The sequence below is a fragment of the Mycobacterium vicinigordonae genome (assembly GCF_013466425.1).
Taxonomy (GTDB): domain Bacteria; phylum Actinomycetota; class Actinomycetes; order Mycobacteriales; family Mycobacteriaceae; genus Mycobacterium; species Mycobacterium vicinigordonae.
Genome location: NZ_CP059165.1, coordinates 4,004,970 through 4,022,809, shown reverse-complemented (window position 1 = coordinate 4,022,809; position 17,840 = coordinate 4,004,970). Strand labels below are relative to the sequence as shown.

Below are 17,840 nucleotides of genomic sequence, written 5' to 3'. Positions count from 1 at the left end.
GGGTCGGCCCTGATGGTCGGTGCCGGTGACGTCCTGCAGCAGCGGTCGGCCCAACAGGTCACCGACGAACCGGTTGGCACAGCAGCCCTGTTCAGCCGACTTCTGCGTGATCGCCGCTGGTGGGCCGGCAGCCTGGTGGCCGGCGCCGGGTTCGGGCTCCAGGCTGCGGCCCTCGCCATAGGGTCGGTGGTGCTGGTGCAGGCGCTGCTGGTGACGTCGCTATTGGTCGCCCTGCTCGTCAGTGCCAAGGCCAACCATCGCAGGATCACTGTTGGGCAAGGGATTTGGGCGGTGCTGCTAGCTGCGGCGGTGGCTGTGGTGGTGACAGTGGGCAATCCCCAGTCCGGTAGCTCTCGAGGGTCACCGCAATCCTGGGCCCTGGTCGCGGTGATCATGGGTGTGGCGTTGGCGCTGTGCCTCATCGGAGCCCGGATGTTCTCCGGGGCGGTCGGTGCACTGCTCCTCGGGCTGGTGTCGGGTGCGCTGTGGGGTTTGTTCACCGTATTGACCAAAGGGGTCGTCGATGAACTGGGCCGCGGAATCCCGGCGTTGCTGCGCATGCCGGAGCTGTACGCGTGGGTGGTGCTGGCAATCGCCGCGACGGCGTGGGAGCAGTCGGCCTTTCGGGCTGGCCCGCTGACTGCGTCCCTGCCGGCGGTCACCATCGCCGAGCCCGTCGTCGGATCGGTTCTCGGTATCGCTGTGCTGGGTGAGACGCTGCAGACCTCCCACGTTGGTCTGGTCGCTCTGGGGATTTCGGTGCTGGCGATGGTGGCGGCGGCAGCGGCTCTGGCGCGTAGCCAAGCCGTCTTTCCGGGCGGCGATCAGAAGCTAAGTCCTGCAACGAAAAGCTGATCGTCCAGACGAGCTGACTGCTGGCTCGGGAGGGCACCGAGTCGACATCCGGGGCGGTCGCCTAGTGTCGAGGCTGCGATGTGGGTTCCTATTCTGGTGATGGCTGTCGCGGTGAGCCTCGAACCGTTCCGGATCGCCATGACGGTACTCATGCTCAACAGGCCCCGGCCGGTGCTGCAATTGCTCGCGTTCCTCAGTGGTGGTTTCGCGATGGGGGTGACGGTGGGCCTGTCGGTGATTTTCATACTGCGACGACGTCTGGTTGCTTCCGGTCAGCTGACCGGCCCGCGAGTCCAGGTCCTAATCGGTGGACTTGCCCTGTTTGTCGCCGCAGTACTGGCGATCACTGTCGTGGTGGACCGAATTCGTGGTGGGGCAGGTGCGAGATCCGCCGGCATCGAACGGGCGACCGCTGTGCAGAGGTTGCCGGTGCGGTTCCGGCAATTGCTGACCGGACCGTCGCTGTGGGTGGCGGCGGTAGCGGGTCTCGGTATTGCTTTGCCGTCGGTGGACTACCTGGCGGCACTGGCGGTCATCTTGACCTCCGGCGCTGCTGTCATCACCCAGGTCGCGGCGCTTTTGCTGTTCAACGTCACGGCCTTCGCGATGGTCGAGATTTCCTTTGTGGCGTGTCTGCTGGCGCCGGACGCCACCCGCCGGGTTATGACTGCGCTGAACAGCTGGGTGGGCTCCCGCCGCCGGATCGAAGTTGCTGCGCTGCTCACCGCGGTGGGTTGTGTTTTGCTTGCGGTTGGCTTCGCCGGACTTTGAAACCGATGTTTCGAACGGATGTGCGATGGTTATCTACTCGTGGTGGAGGTGGATGACGTGAATGATGACCGACGGCAGGCGCCGCTCGAGAACGCCGAAAAGGACACATCCGAGTGGGTCACCGGTGACGAGCCGATGACCGGCCCGCAGCGCAGCTATCTGGAGACGTTGGCGCAGGAGGCTGGATGCGACGTTCCCGACGATCTGACAAAGGCGAAGGCGTCGGACCTCATCGACGAGTTGCAGCAGCAGACGGGACGCGGTGCTCGCTGACGGAGGCGGACGTCAAGAGGTCGACTTGAGTAGCTCGTCAATTTTCTTGAGCCGCTTGACGACTAGTGCCGCGACATCGACGGTACGGTCGGGCGAGCAGCCGACGATTTCCGAGATCACGTTGGCCTTCGCGATTACCGCGAACTCGCAGACCCACCGCTGCCCGGCAAGATTGGTGGTCCACTGCGCAACCTCGGGCGTGCTTGCGACTAAGGGGCCCGGATTGACCGTCATCCGGCGACCGTCGTCGCCCCAGGCAGCGACGGGACGCTGGCAGTCGGAGACGGTCTTGCGCACCGAGTTCAGGAAGGCCGCGGCGTCGAAGTTGGCCGGATAGGTGGCCGAGGCCTCCAAGAGCTGGTGCTGATCCGTTTGGTGGTCCTGCTGCGTGCGTGCTTCGCGGCCGGTGTACTTCGAGGGGAACAAGGGATAGCGACCGAACGCCACCGCGCCGTGGCATTGCGAAGGGTCGGCTCCGACGAAGAGCGCGGACTGCATGTCGTCTTCGGTCAGCGGCCTGTTATTCACCACCGACAGGGCCCCGGAAGCTGTCAGCAGATCCTCAAGTTGCGACGGTTGGATCGGACCGGGGGAGGCTGCGCCGTGCGCCGCGGTGGTGGGGATACCAGCGACAACGTGGCTGCAGCCGGCTAGTGCGGAGCAGAGCACTATGGCGAGTCCGCAGAATGCGCGCGGCATCGACTGTCCGGATCTCGGCGGACGGCCGCCAGGTGAGGTACGACGCTCCTCGCCGCCGGCGAGCGGCACGATGATTCTCCTTCGTCGGAGCCGATGTCTTGCTCCCCTCAGCATCCATGAGAACGTCGCGGCGCGCTCACCGACTCGCGCTTTGCTGCCGCGGGCGAAATCCAGCCCCGAGGAGCCACCGATAGAACCCGGGATTCCAGAACGGCGTATCCGGGAATCCCCGGTCGGTGATGGGACCGCCATCCACTGCCCGCTTAGTGACGGAAGCATTCCGCTCCACACTGGGCTGGCTAACCTGACTATGAATCCGCCGTGACTGCGCGATGTGTAGCTCTTGAACCGGGGCCGGGGCTGGCGCGATACCAAATATCAACCGAATAACCGTCTTTCGAGTACTAACCGTCCACGATCGAGGCATCATTGCGCACGTACCGTACCGACTCTCGACTGGGAGAATTTCAGGTGACATGACCGAACCGGCCACCCGCGAACACACCCGCACAGCGTTGCGGGCGTTGGCCCGTGCCTCGGCACCACGTCCGGACGCGGCACGACGAGCGGCCAGGGATTTCGAGCGGCCCTTGCTAGCGGCTGTGGGCGCCGAGGTCCGTTGGGCCTTTCACCCGCCCTGGACCTGGCTGTCCGGCGTCGTGGCCAATCTGGTTCTTGCGGCCGCCTGGTTGTCGGTACAGCCCCTGACGGTTGCCCACGGCCACGCGACCACCCGGCACTTCCACCATCATCAACTCGACTGGGTTGTGCTAGTCAGTACCTACTTCTCCTCGTTCGTCCTCGCCGACGTCACCACCACGAACATGCTCGGGGGCGACCACTATCGAGTTGCGAGAGGTCTGTCCTACGGGGTGCCGCTCTGGCGGATCCTGTTGATCAAGAATCTGGCCCTGATCCTGATTGTCGGGCTGCCAACTCTGGCCGTGGCCGCGGCGTTGACGGTATCCAAGGAAGGGGTGCCGCAGCTGGCCATGACAATTCCGAACGTCGCGGTGCCTATCGTGTCCTGGCTGGGGGTCGGCAACGTGATTTCGGTGCTCAATCCGGTGGCCGCCGAGCCCTTGCTTCGGCGGTGGCGCCAGCGGCGCAATCCGCGCCGCACCGCTGCGTGGCTGACCGCGATTGCGTTGCCGTACGCGCTTTATTATGTGGCCGACCCGATGGGTGGGATCGAACACCGTGTGTTGTGGACGAAATTGCCTGCTGCGATTGGGCCGGTGTTAGGCCGTGACACAAAGAGTTTCGTACACCTCGGATTCGCCACGATGGTCTGGATCGGTGGCACCGTCGTGGCAGTCGTATGGGCGCGCAAGCGGGGATTGCGCTTCAAGTAGGTGCGCCGCGACTTCGAAGCCGACGGGATGCGCGATCGAGTAGTTTGCCGATTCCGCGCGCCAGGGCCTGTATCGGGAGGACAATCAATCGCGTCGCGCTGCGGATCGCCACGCGACGGCGAGCGGGAGGTTGGCAATGAGCCGAGTACTGCGCCGTTGCGCAATCGCCGGATCGATTCTTGTGGTGACTGCTGCGACGGCACTTGCCATGCCGGCGCCGAGTCGCGCTGACGATGACTGTGCTCCTGGTTGGGCGTGGAGCGTGGAGATGAATCAATGCGTCTTTGTGCTTCCCGCTGTGAACGGACCCGGAGGGCCGGGCGGGCCTGGTGGCCCCGGTGGCCCCGGCGGTCCCGGTGGCCCCGGCGGTCCTGGCGGACCGGGGCGTCACTAATCGTGTGACTGCTGCGCGGCGCGGTCATTAATCTAGCTAAGTGTTAAACTAGCTAAGTATCCTATGACCGATTTGGAGAGTTGCCGTGCCACGTACCGAAAATGACACCTGGGACCTGGCCACTAGCGTCGGTGCCACCGCGACGCTGGTAGCCGCGGCCCGCGCGATCGCGACCAAGTCCGACCCCCCCGTCATCAACGACCAATTCGCCGAGCCACTCGTCCGGGCCGTCGGCGTGGATTTCTTCACCCGCTGGGTCACCGGTGAACTCATGGCCGCCGACGTCGACGACGACGAGTCGACCTGGAAACTGGCGCACATGCCCGACGCCATGGCCGCGCGGACCCGGTTCTTTGACTCGTTCTTCCGAAATGCCGCGCAGGCCGGCATCCGCCAGGCCGTCATCCTGGCCTCCGGTCTGGATGCCCGCTCCTACCGGTTGGACTGGCCCACCGACATGACGGTGTTCGAAATCGACCAGCCGGAAGTCATCGAATTCAAGACCACTACGTTGGCGGGCCTGGGCGCCGTACCCAAGGCTGACCTGCGCACCGTCGCCATCGACCTGCGTCAAGACTGGCCCACGGCCCTGCGCCAGGCCGGCCTGGATACCGATCGCCCGACCGCCTGGATCGCCGAAGGTCTGCTGGGTTACCTGCCGCCGGAAGCACAGGACAATCTGATGGACAACATCACCTCGCTCAGTGCCCCGGGCAGCCGGCTAGCTGTGGAAGCCATTCCGCAGCGCCCGCAGCACGACGTTGAGCAGGCGCGGGAAGTTATGCGCCGGTCGACTGCGAAGTGGCGTGAGCATGGATTCGACCTGGATTGGGGCGAACTCGGCTTCGAGGGGGAGCGCAAGGACGTTGCCGCGTACCTGGAAACCTTGGGTTGGCACTCCGATGGCACTGACATGAGCGAGTTGCTGGCCAAGAACGGTCTCAGTGCCGTCCCGCCGACCCACGATTCGGTTTCGATGGCCGACACCATCTACTACACATCCATCTTCGGCAAGGCCCGGGCTGAGTGAGCGCACCGCGCCGCACACTCAACAGCGCGGTGACGTCGCTGTGGAGCTTCCTCTCGCCGGCCTATGACCTGCCGTTCCTGCAGCACTGGGTGTATAGGCCGCCGCACGATGAGGTGATCGCGCAGCTGCGTGCCCACGGTGCCCGCCGGATCGCGGACATCGCCTGCGGCACCGGCATTCTCAGCGACCGAATTGAGCGGGAACTGCATCCCGAGGAGATCTACGGTGTCGACATGTCCGATGGCATGCTCAACCAAGCGCGGGCAAAGTCCAGCCGAGTGCACTGGAAACGGGCTCCCGCTGAGCAACTGCCGTTCCAGGACGGTGCGCTCGACGCGGTCGCGACTACCTCGGCGTTTCACTTCTTCGACCAACCCGCGGCGCTGAGCGAATTCCACCGGGTGCTGGCGCCCGGCGGCCTGGTAGCGGTGGCCACCCTGAGCAGCCGGCAACCGTTCCAGGTACCCGATCGCTGGATGCCGCAGCACAATCCGTCCCCGGCCAAGATGCGCAGATTGTTCGAGAACGCCGGCTTCACCGTGCGCGACCAGCACCGCATTCGGCGGCCGCTGTGGACTCAGCTGATCTCCGATCTGTTGACCGTCGGCGTCAAGTAGCTCAGCCGTACATATCCGAAATCTCCCGGCCGTGTAACGGTTGTTAGGGCACTGATCACATCAATGTGTATCCGAACGAGCAAGCGGGTAGCCGAATGCGCGTGAGCGGTACGACATCTAGCGATCAAGTCGGCTTTGGTGAAGCCGGCGAACTCGAGTTGATGAATACCGGGAACGCCGATGCCTACACCGTGGCGACGTTTCGGCAGGATCTCAGTGACTGGCTTAACCTCCATCTGGAACTAGACGAAGACCGCGCCGCCGACATTCTGCTCGCCACCGACGAGGCTCTGTCCAACTGCGCCGACCACGCCTACCGAGTGGTCGGCCACGTGGGCAGCATGTCGCTACAGATCGCGTATAACCCCGCGACGACACGCCTCGGAATCTGCATCAGCGACCACGGGCGGTGGATAGAGCCGAACCCCGTTGCGCCCCCGGCCAATGCGGTGCGTGGCCGCGGCATCCTGTTGATGCGCGCGTTGGCCGACGAGTGCTCCATCGATGGACGACCCGCGGGCACCACGGTCTGCCTCCGCTTCGACGACTGCCCACCCAACAGTTTCGTGTGGAGCCACGCCAGCTAACTTCCGGCGTCCCACCGCTTGACGGCGCGATGGCCGAACCGTTGTCAAATTGTTTCAACCTTCGAGATTTTGGCTAAACCCCGTCAGGTTTCCAGACACGGTTTCCCGGATTCCTGCACGGATCAAGTCGATGAGGAGCGCAGCATGAGCCTTGCCGTCAGCGAAGTGTTTGCAGCGCCGTTGCGGCTTAGCCCGCGCTTGGTCGCCGAGCTCGGGGCGGAGCAGAGCACGCTGCGCGCCGCTGTCCAGGGATTCGGTTCCGCGGTGATCGCCTATGTCGGAGGCGAGATCGACGCGTATAACGACGAGACCTGGCGGGTACTGCTGGCCGAGGCCTCGGCGTTCGCCGCCGCCCCGCAGTTGTTCATCGTCGATATAAACAGCGTCGACTTCATGTCGTGCTCCTCGTATCTGGCGCTGGCCGAGCAGGCAGCCCACTGCCGTGAGCGCGGTGTCGACCTCTGCCTGGTCAGCCAGCAGCCATCGGTACGTCATATCATCGCGGCGTGCGGCCTGGACGACGTGGTGGCCGTGTACACCAGTGCACCGCAAATTCTGCAGCTGATGGAGCAAAAGCGCGAGCGGGCCTGCTAACCCGCGAATTTCCGCACCCAATCGAACCAAGAAGCCATGCCTTCGCCGGTGCGTGCGCTCACCGGGAAGATGGTCGCTGTCGGATTGACCTGCCGAACGTGCTCAGTGTAGGTATCGACGTCGGCGTCCAGGTAGGGGACCAGGTCGATCTTGTTCAGCAGCACTACGTCGACCGAGCGGAACATCACCGGATACTTCAGTGGCTTGTCCTCACCTTCGGTGATCGAGTACACCATTGCTTTGGCGTGTTCGCCCACATCGAACTCGGCCGGACAGACCAGGTTTCCGACGTTCTCGATGATCACCAGGTCCAGTTGCGTTAGGTCCAGTCCCTGTAAGGCCCTGTTGACCATCGGGGCGTCGAGATGGCACTCGCCGCCGAATCCGTTGTCGGTGTTCAGCAGCGAGATTTGGGCGCCACGGCCGCTGAGTTTAGCCGCGTCGAGGTCGGTGGCGATGTCGCCTTCGATCACACCGACGGACAGGTCGCCAGCCAATTCGTCGAGGGTGGCGGCCAACACAGTTGTCTTGCCCGAACCTGGTGAGCTCATCAGATTCAGTGCTCGAATTCCGTTGGTTTCGAACGCTTTACGGTTAATATCGGCGCGGGTGTCGTTCTCGGCGAAGATCGACTCCAGCACGTCGATGCGCTGCGCGCCGGTCGTGTAGCCGCTGTGGTCGCCATGGTCACCGCGAGGCTCGTGCTCGTGCTCGTCCTCGTGGTCGTGGTGGTCCCCGTCGTGACTGTGGACCGTGCCGTCATCGTGCCGGTGGAATCTACCCATTGCTCAACCTTTCCTGACAGCTGACCGCGACCGCCTGGGCTTCGCCGTACCAGCGACAGCCATTCGGGCATTACCCAATGCTGCCTGCTGGGAGCTGGCGATGTCGCGAAGATGTGTGGACTTTCTGCGCGGGCTCATGATTGTCGGTACGTCCGGCAGAGGTCTAGCCTGAAGAAGACAGCCCGTGCCGCCAGCCCTGAAAGCGCGGAAGTCTGTCACTGCTCAGGAGGTTGGATGAGCAGTCGGAGTGACACAGTGCATGGCGTGCGGTTGCGACTCGACATTGTCGGCGTGGTCCAAGGCGTCGGATTTCGCCCCGCTGTCGCGCGCATCGCCGCACGTCATGGTCTATCCGGCTGCGTCTATAACGACTCCGGGTCGGTGCATTGCGAGTTGGAAGGACCGCCCGAACAAGTCGACGCCGCGATGCGGGCGATCATGGTCGACCACCCGCCGATGGCGCGCATCGACTCGATCCGGACGACTGCGCTGCCGCCGATCGGTGAGTCCGGCTTCCGGATACTGGATAGCCGCAGCGGTGACGAGCGCCGCACCCTGGTCCCCCCCGATATCGCCGTCTGCGACGACTGCTTGCGTGAACTTCGCGATCCCCGCGACCGCCGTTACGGCCACCCGTTCATCACCTGCACCAATTGCGGTCCGCGCTACACCGTCATTACCGACCTGCCCTACGACCGGCCGACGACCACCATGGCGCAGTTTCCGATGTGCACGCGGTGCGCGACCGAATACTGCGACCCCACCGACCGCCGATTCCACGCGCAGACAATCGCCTGCCCCGACTGCGGCCCCACCCTGTCTTGGCACGGGCCGGGCGGAGGAGATCCACTGGACGCCGCCGCGGCAGCGATCGACAGCGGATTGATTGTCGCTGTGAAAGGTATCGGCGGATTCCACCTGGCCTGCCGCGCCAACGATGTCGCCGCCGTCGCAACGCTGAGACGCCGGAAAAACCGGCCTGCGAAGCCTTTTGCGGTGATGGTGGCCGATATTGCTGGGGCGCGACGAGTCTGCGACGTCGACGAGGCGGCAGCCAACCTACTGAGATCTGCGGCCGCACCCATCGTGTTACTGCCCGCCCGCGACGACGTGGTGGCGGCGGGAGTGGCGCCCGGGCTGTCCGAAATCGGGGTGGTGCTGGCGTATTCGCCAGTGCACCACCTGCTTTTCGACCGGCTGGGTTCGATGCCGCTGGTGATGACCTCGGCCAACGACTCCGGGTCACCCATCGTCTTTCGCGACGCCGACCTCGGTTGGATCGATGGGCTCGCCGACGCGGTACTCACTCATGATCGGCCCGTCCATGTGCCCTGCGAGGATTCGGTGCTGACGGTGGAGCCGAACGGCGCAGTGGTACCGATCCGGCGTTCCCGCGGCTATGCCCCACTGCCGGTGAGGGCGCCCGGGGTGACGCCACGTGCCACGATCCTGGCCACGGGCGGAGACCTCAAGACCACCTTCTGTCTGATGTCCTCCGACGGGCACGCGCACATGTCGTCGCACCTGGGGGACATGGCCGATCCACGTACCCAGAGGTGCTTCGAATCAGCCTTGGACCACCTCTCGTTCATGACTGACAGCCGCTCTGAGCTGATCGCGTGCGACCTGCACCCGAGCTATGCGACCACCAGCTGGGCGCAGCGCCAGAACCTGCCGATCGTGCGGGTGCAGCACCACCACGCCCACGCGGTGTCACTGCTGGCCGAACACGGACGACTTGGTACCGCGATGCTGGCGGTCGCGTTCGACGGCACCGGCTACGGCACCGATGGCACCGTCTGGGGGGGTGAGCTGCTGATAATCACCGACCCGGGATCGTTCACCCGGGTGGGACACCTCGCCCCGTTCGCGCTGCCAGGCGGCGAGGGCGCGGTGCGACGTCCGGAACGCATTGCATTGGAGCTACTGCACCGAGCCCAGATCGACTGGACGCCGGACATTCCGGCCGTCCGCGCGATGAGCGAACGGTCACGACACGTGCTGGCTCAACAGATCCCGCGCGGCATCGGGTGCATCCCGACCAGCAGCATGGGGAGGATGTTCGATGCCGTGGCCAGCCTGCTCGGCGTTTGCCAGGAAGTCACCTACGAGGGACAGGCGGCCGTCGAACTCGAGCATCTCGCCCGTCGTGGCCACCCCGAGCCCATGGAGTTCGCGGTAACGGCAGGTGTTTTGGATCCGCTCCCGTTGGTCGCCGCGTTGGTCCAGGGTCTGCGTGCCGGAGTCCCGCGAGCCGATCTGGCCGCTGGGTTTCACGTCGCGGTGATCGAAGCGACGACCCGAGCGATCGGGCATGCCGCAGCGGGGATTCGCACCGTCGGTTTGACCGGCGGGGTGTTCGTGAACCGCCTGCTACGGGTGGGCCTGCGGGAACGATTGGTCAGCGATGGTTACGAAGTGCTGACGCATGCGGTGCTGCCCTGCAACGACGGCGGGCTGGCGCTGGGGCAGGCCGTGATCGCGGCGCAGCGACAGGAAAGGGGGACCAGCCGATGTGTCTCGGAATTCCCGGCAAGGTAGTGCGCACCTGGGAGGAGGCAGGAACGCGAATGTGCACCATCGACTTCGGGGGCACCACCAAGACGGTGTGCTTGGCCTACCTGCCCGACCTGCAGATCGGTGAATACGCGATCGTGCACGCCGGCTTCGCCATCACCCAACTCGACGAGGCATCGGCCAACGAGACCCTGCGAATGTTCCAAGACCTCGGGGTGCTCGATGAGGAATTGGCCGGAGACCAAGGATAGAGCAGCACAGAGCAGTAGGGAGCCAGCATGAAATACCTCGACGAGTTCCGGGATCCGGCGGCCGCCGGCGCCCTGGTCGACCAAATCAAGAAGCGGGCCACCAAGACCTGGACCATCATGGAAGTCTGTGGCGGACAGACACATTCGATCATCCGCAACGGTATCGACCAATTGCTGGACGGGGCAGTCGAATTCATTCACGGTCCCGGGTGCCCGGTCTGTGTGACGCCGCTCGAGATGATCGATCGGGCGTTGGAGATCGCCATGCGTGACGACGTCATCTTCTGCTCCTTCGGGGACATGCTGCGGGTGCCCGGCAGCCAGCACGACCTGTTCAGCGTCCGTGCTCGCGGCGGTGATGTCCGAATCGTCTATTCGCCGCTGGACGCCACCCGAGTGGCCGCCGACAACCCCGACAAGCAGGTGGTGTTCTTCGGCGTCGGCTTCGAGACCACAGCACCGGCAAACGCGATGGCGGTGGTGCACGCTCAGCGGCTCGGACTGACCAACTTCTCAATGCTGGTCTCCCATGTCCTGGTGCCGCCGGCGATGACGGCGATCCTGAGCTCACCCACCAACCGGGTCGAGGGCTTCCTTGCCGCCGGGCACGTCTGCACGGTGATGGGCACCGCTGAATACGGCCCGCTCGTCGAGCAATACCGGGTGCCGATCGTGGTCACCGGATTCGAGCCGCTGGACTTGCTCGAGGGTGTCCGGCAGCTAGTCGACCTGCTTGAGACCGGAACTCCGGAGTTGCGCAACGCCTACCCACGCGCGGTGACCGCAGCGGGCAACACCGTGGCGCAGCAGACGCTTGCCGATGTATTCGTCGTCACAGACCGCCAGTGGCGAGGCATCGGCATGATCCCGCAGTCTGGCTGGACCCTGTCGCCGCGCTATGCGCAGTTCGACGCCGAACTGAAGTTCAGTGTGGGGCACCTGAAGGTATCCGAATCCGCGGACTGCCACAGCGGGGAGGTGCTGCAGGGACTGCTGAAACCCAACGAGTGCCCGGCCTTCGGCACCACTTGCACGCCACGCACCCCGCTGGGGGCGACCATGGTGTCCAGCGAAGGAGCCTGCGCGGCCTACTACCAGTTCCGCCGGCTGGAAGCCTCGGCTCATGCCTGACTTTCCAGTGGCGATCGACCCCGCGGACTGGGTGTGCCCGTTGCCGCTGCGGGAAACCCGGCGCATCGTGTTGGGCCACGGAGGCGGCGGCGTGCTGTCCGAGGAGCTGATCGAGAATCTCTTCCTGCCGGCGTTCGGCGGCGCACGGGGTGCGGCACGCGACTCGGCACTGCTCGACGTTGCCGGCGGACGCATCGCGCTGACCACGGATTCTTATGTGGTGCAACCGTTATTCTTTCCGGGAGGCAATATCGGCGACCTGGCGGTCAACGGCACGATCAACGACTTGGCTTGCAGCGGAGCACAGCCGGTAGCTTTGACGGCGGGGTTCATCCTGGAAGAAGGGCTCGAACTCGACGTGCTCGGTGCTGTCGCCGAAACCATGGGCAAGGCCGCGGCGAATGCCGGCGTGAACATCGTCACCGGCGACACCAAAGTAGTGGCCAAGGGCGGCGCAGACCAGATCTTCGTGAACACCGCTGGTGTCGGCGTAGTCCCGCCGGGAGTGCACATCGATCCGGAGCGGGCCCGCCCAGGCGACCACATCATCGTCTCGGGCAATCTAGGCGAACACGGTGTTGCGATCATGAGCGTGCGCGAGGGCATCGATTTTGGGACCGTCGTCACCACCGACAGCACCCCGCTGCACCGTCTGGTGGCCGCCATGCTAGACGCAGCCGGCAGCGCCGTGCACGTGCTGCGCGATCCCACCCGGGGCGGACTGGTGGCATCGGTGGTAGAGATTGCGCGTGCCGCCTCAGTGGGGATCGAGCTGGAGCTGGCGAAAATCCCGATCCCGGAAACGGTTTCGTCGGCCTGCTCGTTCCTGGGGCTCGACCCGTTGCAGGTGGCCAACGAGGGCAAAGTGGTGGCATTCGTCGACCCGTGCAGCAGCGAAGCGGCGCTGGATGCGATGCGGTCCCGCCCAGAGGGCGCCGACGCCGCGATCATCGGCCGCGTGGTTGCCGAGCACCCGGGCATGGTGGTCGGCAGGACAGCCTTCGGCACCACCCAGGTTATCGAACGCCAACTGGGGGAACAACTTCCGCGAATCTGCTGATTGGCTGGCCGGTCCGCGCCGAGAGTGCAAGCTGCGACGCGACTCGCCGGTGAGCCGTGGGCCGATTCACGCTCGGCGTGGGGAGCCCGTTGGCGTGCATGTCAGGATGGAGACATGGCTGACGACGCGGAACGCAAATTCAACGAACACAACATCGAGGAGTTCCGTCGTAACGGCGGCAAGGTGGGCGGGCAATTCGAGGGCTTCCCGTTATTGTTGCTGACGTCGACCGGAGCGAAAAGTGGCGCCCAGCGGGTCAATCCGGTCGCCTACTTCGACATCGACGGCAAGATCTACATTGTCGGCTCCGCCGCGGGTCGCGACCAGAGTCCGGCGTGGGTGCACAATCTGCGCGCCCACCCGAGCGCGAGCATCGAGATCGGCTCCGACCCTGCGCGCCCCGTTACCAGCCGCGAACTCCCGCGTGACGAGCGCGATGCCATCTATCGGATCGTCGTGCAGCGTGCTCCGGGGTTCGGCGAGTACGAAAAGCGCACCGACCGGGTTATCCCGGTCTTCGAGTTGAACGCCGCCTGATCAGCGAAAGATGTTCTCGGCCAGCATGCGTCGGCACCAGGTACCGTAGCGCTCCGGGGTCCACCCGTCGCTGCGCGTGAGGCGCAGATAGGTCTCGACAGTGGCGATCACCGCGGCCGTTTCGACCAGTTCGTCGAAGGGAAGATCGTCGCGGAGCCAACGGCGGTCGCGTGCCACGCCGAGCACCCGCTCGATCTGCCGATTGATGCTGGCGTTCAACTCCTGTAGGTACCGGTCCAGTTCGGGGTCGACGGCGGCGCCGCCGTATAGCGCCGGGGCCAGCGGCGCGGTTCGCCGGTGGATGTCGATGATGACTGCGACGATATGAGTCAGGGCCTCCGTGCCGTCCTGGATTGTCAGGATGCGACGGCCGGTTTCGAGATTGAAGATGTTTTCTTCTCCTGCCACCCCCACTCCCGCGTACTCGACGGCCGCGATCATCAGGGCGGCCTTGGGGCCGTGCCCCTGCACGGTCTCGGGCGAAACACCTGCTGCCTCAGCGATTTTCGCGAATGTTGTGCGGGTGTAACCAAACTCGGCAAACAGCTCAGCAGCGGCGGCCAACACCCGAGAACGGGTTTGCTCGGCCTGCCGTTGCCGTAGTTCGGATCGGTAGGCGCGGGCGGACCGAGCAGCGGATTTCGATATTGACTGCTGTGCCATAGTAATGAATACTACCTTAACGTAGCGAAGCGCGGCCAGAGGGAGCGCAGCATGGCATCGATCATCATCGGCAGCATCCCCGCCCATGGCCACGTCACGCCGATGCTGGCGATCGCCCGAGGTTTCGTTGAACGGGGTGATCAAGTTCGGTTCATTACTGGCACCAATTTCGCCGAGCGGGTCCGCGCCGTGGGCGCAACTCACATTCGGTTGCCGTCCGACGCCGACTATGACATCAGCATTTTGGAAACTTTCCCAGAGCGCGCCAAGCTGAAGGGGATCAAAGCAGGGGCGTTCGACCTCGAGCACGTGTTCGCCCGTCCCGCGCTGCCGCAGTACCAGATGTTGATGGCGGCGCAGGCCGCACAGCCCGCAGACGTTGTGTTGGTCGACCCGGCCTTCACGGGTGCGCTGATCCTGCTCGGGCACCGACGACCCAGCCGCCCGCCGGTGGTCATGTGTGGCGTTGTGCCCATCCTTGTCCCCAGTGTCGATACGGCTATGGCGGGTTTAGGGCTCGCTCCAGCACGGCGTTGCAACAGGCCGCGCAATGCCGTGTTGGCCGCGATGACTCGACGAATCGTGCTGCGTGCCAACGAGATTATCGACGATAGTTACCGCCGGGTGCACGGCAACGCAGGCAACTGCTCGTTCCTGGAGCTAGGAGCGCTCGCCGACGCGATGGTGCAGTTCACCGTTCCTGCCTTCGAGTACCCACGGTCGGACGCGCCCTCGTCGCTGCACTTCGCCGGACCGCTCGGTGCAACCGGATCAGACGCGCCGCTGCCGGACTGGTGGCACGATCTCGGCGGCAGCCGACCAATAGTGCATGTCACCCAAGGGACCGTCGCCAATTCCGACTACCGGCAGGCTATTGCGCCAACGCTGCAGGCGTTGGCCGACGAGGACGTCCTCGTGGTGGTCAGCACCGGTGGGCGACCGCTCGACACGCTGCCGCCGCTGCCCGAAAATGCCCGGGCGGCAACTTTTCTTCCCTATGACGAACTGCTGCCGCGCACGGCCGTGTACGTCACGAACGGCGGCTACGGGGGAGTGCAGTACGCACTGCGCTATGGCGTACCGATTGTGGCCACCGGCGGAAAAGAGGACAAACCCGAAGTGGGCGCGCGGGTGGCGTGGTCCGGGGTTGGTCGCCGGCTCAGGACCGAGCGGCCGTCGCCGCGCGCGTTGCGCCGCGACATCCTCGCGGTGCTGGAGCAGCCCCGTTACCGGGAAGCGGCCGGACGCATGGCAGCCGATATGGCCGCGGCGCCTGGGTTCGCCTGTTTGGCCGATGTCGTCGAGCAACTCATCCACGAGCCTGTCAGTCGAGGCGCACTGTGACCGACACCCGCCCGCGCTCGTCGCGATGGGCGACGGCATGGCTGGTGCGGTCAGCACCGCCAAAGTTCAGCAGGGTGATCGGTCCACCGTCGCCAAGGAAGTTCCGCCACCACTGCTTGGAATCGGGCATCGCGACGCTGATCTTGATTGCACCTCCGGAGCGCCGGTACCCCACCGGAAGTTCGAACGTCCGACCCGAACGCCGCCCCTCGTAGCGGACCACCACGAGGCCGCGGCGAACCAACCTGCCGACTACCGGTGCGTCAAGCAGCCGGACCGCCAGCGCGTTTACTGTGCGTGCGAAGTCCCACATAGTAGCCATCAAACCAAAAACCCGCCCCACGCAGCGCAGGCGATCGCCGTCTCGTCTAAATTCGGACGCGATCGGATTCGTCGGAAGGAAAATCATGAACGCGCAGGTCGAGCAGCTGGAGTTCCAGGCAGAGGCCCGGCAATTGCTGGACTTGATGGTCCACTCTGTCTATTCGAACAAGGACTCGTTTTTACGGGAACTGATCTCCAATGCTTCCGATGCGTTGGACAAGTTGCGATTGGAAGCTCTTCGTAACAAGGACTTAGACGTCGACACCTCCGATCTGCACATCGAGATCGATGTCGATAAGGACGCCAGGACACTGACGATCCGCGACAACGGAATCGGCATGACCCGTGCCGAGGTGGTGGACCTGATCGGAACGCTGGCCAAGTCGGGCACCGCCGAACTGCGCCAACAACTTCGAGAGGCCAAGAACGCCCAGAACGAGCAGGCCTCCGAGGAGCTGATCGGCCAGTTCGGCATCGGCTTCTACTCGTCTTTCATGGTCGCCGACAAGGTCCAGCTGCTCACCCGCAAAGCCGGCGAAAGCGAAGCCACCAAGTGGGAGTCCAGCGGCGAGGGCACCTACACCATCGAAGCCGTTGAAGGCGCCCCGCAGGGCACCTCGGTCACCCTGCATCTCAAGCCCGAGGACGCCGAGGACGAGCTGCACGACTACACGTCCCCGTGGAAGCTCAAAGGCCTGGTCAAGCAGTACTCCGACTTCATCGCCTGGCCTATCCGGATGGAGGTCGAGCGCCGCATCCAGGTGCCGGTCGAGGGATCCGAGGAGGCCTCCGAGGACGAGCCCGTGGAGACCGAAGAAAAGGTCGTCACCGAAACCGAGACGTTGAACTCGATGAAGGCGCTGTGGGCGCGGCCTAAAGACGAGGTGTCCGACGAGGAGTACAAGGAGTTCTACAAGCACATCGCGCACGCTTGGGACGACCCACTTGAGGTCATCGCGATGAAGGCCGAGGGCACCTTCGAGTACCAGGCGTTGCTGTTCATCCCGTCCCAGGCCCCGTTCGACCTATTCAACCGGGACGCTAAGACCGGGGTGCAGCTGTACGTCAAACGGGTTTTCATCATGGGTGACTGCGATGAACTGATGCCCGAGTACCTGCGTTTCGTCAAGGGTGTCGTCGACGCACAAGACCTGTCGCTCAACGTTTCTCGGGAAATCCTGCAGAAGGATAGGCAGATCAACGCGATCCGTCGGCGGCTAACCAAAAAGGTACTCTCCACCATCAAGGAGATTCAAGCGCAGCGGCCCGACGAGTACCGCACCTTCTGGACTCAGTTCGGCAAGGTCCTCAAGGAAGGCCTGCTGTCGGACTTCGACAACCAGGAAACTCTGCTGGCGGTGTCGTCGTTCGCCTCGACACACAGCGAGGAGGAGCCCGCCACACTGGCGGAGTACGTCGGTCGGATGAAAGAAGGCCAGACACAGATCTTCTACGCCACCGGGGAGTCGCGACAGCAGCTGCTTAAATCGCCGCATTTGGAGGCTTTCAAGGCCAAGGGTTACGAGGTGCTGTTGCTGACCGACCCAGTCGATGAGGTCTGGGTCGGCACCGTCACCGAGTTCGACGGCAAGCCGCTGCAGTCGGTGGCCAAGGGGGAGGTGGATCTCGACGGGGGCGAAGAGTCCTCGACGGCCGAGCGTGAGGAGCAGCAGAAAGAGTTTGCCGACCTCTTGAGCTGGCTCAAGGAGACGCTGAGCGAACACGTCAAGGAAGTGCGGTTGTCCACCCGTCTCACCGAGTCGCCCGCCTGCCTGATCACCGACGCGTTTGGTATCACCCCGGCGCTGGCCCGGCTCTACAAGGCGTCCGGCCAGGACGTCCCGGTGGGCAAGCGGATCTTGGAACTCAACCCGAACCATCCGCTGGTCAAGGGGCTGCGTCAGGCTCATGCCGACCGGCCCGACGATGCCACGGTCGCCGAAACCGCCGAACTGCTCTACGGCACCGCGCTTCTTGCCGAGGGCGGCGCATTGGAGGACCCGGCACGCTTCGCCGAACTGCTGGCTGACCGGCTGGCACGGACGATGTAGGT

The 17,840-nt window shown here is 64.5% G+C and carries 19 protein-coding genes; 15 read left to right on the top strand and 4 right to left on the bottom strand.

All coding sequences use genetic code 11. The annotated features are described in order from the left end of the window. Positions 1–12: 12 nt before the first annotated feature. From H0P51_RS18075 to H0P51_RS18065, 3 genes are all read left to right on the top strand, one after another. Positions 13–855 (top strand): DMT family transporter, encoded by an 843-nt coding sequence (locus tag H0P51_RS18075; protein WP_425489069.1) that lies wholly within the window; start codon positions 13–15, stop codon positions 853–855. A gap of 78 nt (positions 856–933) precedes the next feature. After that, the gene (locus H0P51_RS18070; RefSeq protein ID WP_180914177.1) at positions 934–1,626 is read left to right on the top strand and encodes a GAP family protein; all 693 of its coding nucleotides are present in this window, start codon (positions 934–936) and stop codon (positions 1,624–1,626) included. A gap of 57 nt (positions 1,627–1,683) precedes the next feature. Further along, positions 1,684–1,899, top strand: a complete 216-nt coding sequence (locus tag H0P51_RS18065; RefSeq protein ID WP_180914175.1) for a DUF3072 domain-containing protein — start codon at positions 1,684–1,686, stop codon at positions 1,897–1,899. 12 nt (positions 1,900–1,911) lie between these two features. Here H0P51_RS18065 and H0P51_RS18060 read toward each other — a convergent pair whose 3' ends face one another. Continuing rightward, complete coding sequence (locus H0P51_RS18060) at positions 1,912–2,667, bottom strand: sensor domain-containing protein (protein WP_246398057.1); 756 nt, start codon at positions 2,665–2,667, stop codon at positions 1,912–1,914. Between the two features lie 407 nt (positions 2,668–3,074). On the opposite strand from H0P51_RS18060, the gene H0P51_RS18055 reads away from it, so the two are divergent. From H0P51_RS18055 to H0P51_RS18035, 5 genes are all read left to right on the top strand, one after another. Then, positions 3,075–3,953, top strand: coding sequence for a hypothetical protein (locus tag H0P51_RS18055; RefSeq protein WP_180914173.1), 879 nt, complete (start codon positions 3,075–3,077; stop codon positions 3,951–3,953). A 479-nt stretch (positions 3,954–4,432) separates the two neighbouring features. After that, positions 4,433–5,377 carry a class I SAM-dependent methyltransferase gene (locus H0P51_RS18050; protein ID WP_180914172.1) on the top strand — a complete coding sequence of 315 codons (945 nt, stop codon included), beginning with the start codon at positions 4,433–4,435 and terminating at the stop codon, positions 5,375–5,377. Next, the gene (locus H0P51_RS18045) at positions 5,374–5,994 is read left to right on the top strand and encodes a class I SAM-dependent methyltransferase (RefSeq protein WP_180914170.1); all 621 of its coding nucleotides are present in this window, start codon (positions 5,374–5,376) and stop codon (positions 5,992–5,994) included. The genes H0P51_RS18050 and H0P51_RS18045 overlap by 4 nt, the downstream gene beginning before the upstream one ends. A gap of 101 nt (positions 5,995–6,095) precedes the next feature. Continuing rightward, positions 6,096–6,581 carry an ATP-binding protein gene (locus tag H0P51_RS18040; RefSeq protein WP_180914168.1) on the top strand — a complete coding sequence of 162 codons (486 nt, stop codon included), beginning with the start codon at positions 6,096–6,098 and terminating at the stop codon, positions 6,579–6,581. Positions 6,582–6,725: 144 nt separating this feature from the next. Further along, entirely contained in the window at positions 6,726–7,175 is a 450-nt protein-coding gene (locus tag H0P51_RS18035; RefSeq protein WP_180914167.1) for an anti-sigma factor antagonist, read from the top strand. Here H0P51_RS18035 and hypB read toward each other — a convergent pair. Continuing rightward, positions 7,172–7,960 (bottom strand): hydrogenase nickel incorporation protein HypB, encoded by a 789-nt coding sequence (gene hypB / locus H0P51_RS18030; RefSeq protein ID WP_180914165.1) that lies wholly within the window; start codon positions 7,958–7,960, stop codon positions 7,172–7,174. The two genes, H0P51_RS18035 and hypB, sit on opposite strands and share 4 nt — an antisense overlap. A 234-nt stretch (positions 7,961–8,194) precedes the next feature. Between hypB and hypF the strand changes: the two genes are divergently transcribed. The 5 genes from hypF to H0P51_RS18005 all read left to right on the top strand — a co-directional run bounded on the left by hypF (position 8,195) and on the right by H0P51_RS18005 (position 13,456). Then, positions 8,195–10,501, top strand: a complete 2,307-nt coding sequence (gene hypF / locus H0P51_RS18025) for a carbamoyltransferase HypF (RefSeq protein ID WP_180914163.1) — start codon at positions 8,195–8,197, stop codon at positions 10,499–10,501. After that, positions 10,474–10,728 (top strand): HypC/HybG/HupF family hydrogenase formation chaperone, encoded by a 255-nt coding sequence (locus H0P51_RS18020; protein ID WP_180914161.1) that lies wholly within the window; start codon positions 10,474–10,476, stop codon positions 10,726–10,728. The genes hypF and H0P51_RS18020 overlap by 28 nt, the downstream gene beginning before the upstream one ends. Positions 10,729–10,755: 27 nt before the next feature. Continuing rightward, positions 10,756–11,859, top strand: a complete 1,104-nt coding sequence (hypD, locus tag H0P51_RS18015; RefSeq protein ID WP_180914159.1) for a hydrogenase formation protein HypD — start codon at positions 10,756–10,758, stop codon at positions 11,857–11,859. After that, positions 11,852–12,919 (top strand): hydrogenase expression/formation protein HypE, encoded by a 1,068-nt coding sequence (gene hypE, locus H0P51_RS18010; protein WP_180914157.1) that lies wholly within the window; start codon positions 11,852–11,854, stop codon positions 12,917–12,919. The genes hypD and hypE overlap by 8 nt, the downstream gene beginning before the upstream one ends. Positions 12,920–13,033: 114 nt before the next feature. Further along, positions 13,034–13,456 (top strand): nitroreductase family deazaflavin-dependent oxidoreductase, encoded by a 423-nt coding sequence (locus H0P51_RS18005; RefSeq protein ID WP_180914156.1) that lies wholly within the window; start codon positions 13,034–13,036, stop codon positions 13,454–13,456. Here H0P51_RS18005 and H0P51_RS18000 read toward each other — a convergent pair whose 3' ends face one another. Further along, positions 13,457–14,119: a TetR/AcrR family transcriptional regulator gene (locus tag H0P51_RS18000; RefSeq protein WP_180914154.1), complete on the bottom strand. Its 663-nt coding sequence runs from the start codon at positions 14,117–14,119 to the stop codon at positions 13,457–13,459. Between the two features lie 51 nt (positions 14,120–14,170). Here H0P51_RS18000 and H0P51_RS17995 point away from each other — a divergent pair, with 51 nt between their 5' ends. Continuing rightward, a complete protein-coding gene (locus H0P51_RS17995) occupies positions 14,171–15,463 on the top strand; it encodes a glycosyltransferase (protein WP_180914153.1) in 1,293 nt (430 codons plus the stop codon). Here H0P51_RS17995 and H0P51_RS17990 read toward each other — a convergent pair. Then, positions 15,444–15,776: a hypothetical protein gene (locus tag H0P51_RS17990; protein WP_180914151.1), complete on the bottom strand. Its 333-nt coding sequence runs from the start codon at positions 15,774–15,776 to the stop codon at positions 15,444–15,446. The genes H0P51_RS17995 and H0P51_RS17990 overlap by 20 nt on opposite strands. Before the next feature lie 94 nt (positions 15,777–15,870). Here H0P51_RS17990 and htpG point away from each other — a divergent pair, with 94 nt between their 5' ends. Continuing rightward, positions 15,871–17,838: a molecular chaperone HtpG gene (gene htpG, locus H0P51_RS17985; RefSeq protein ID WP_180914149.1), complete on the top strand. Its 1,968-nt coding sequence runs from the start codon at positions 15,871–15,873 to the stop codon at positions 17,836–17,838. Positions 17,839–17,840: the final 2 nt, after the last annotated feature.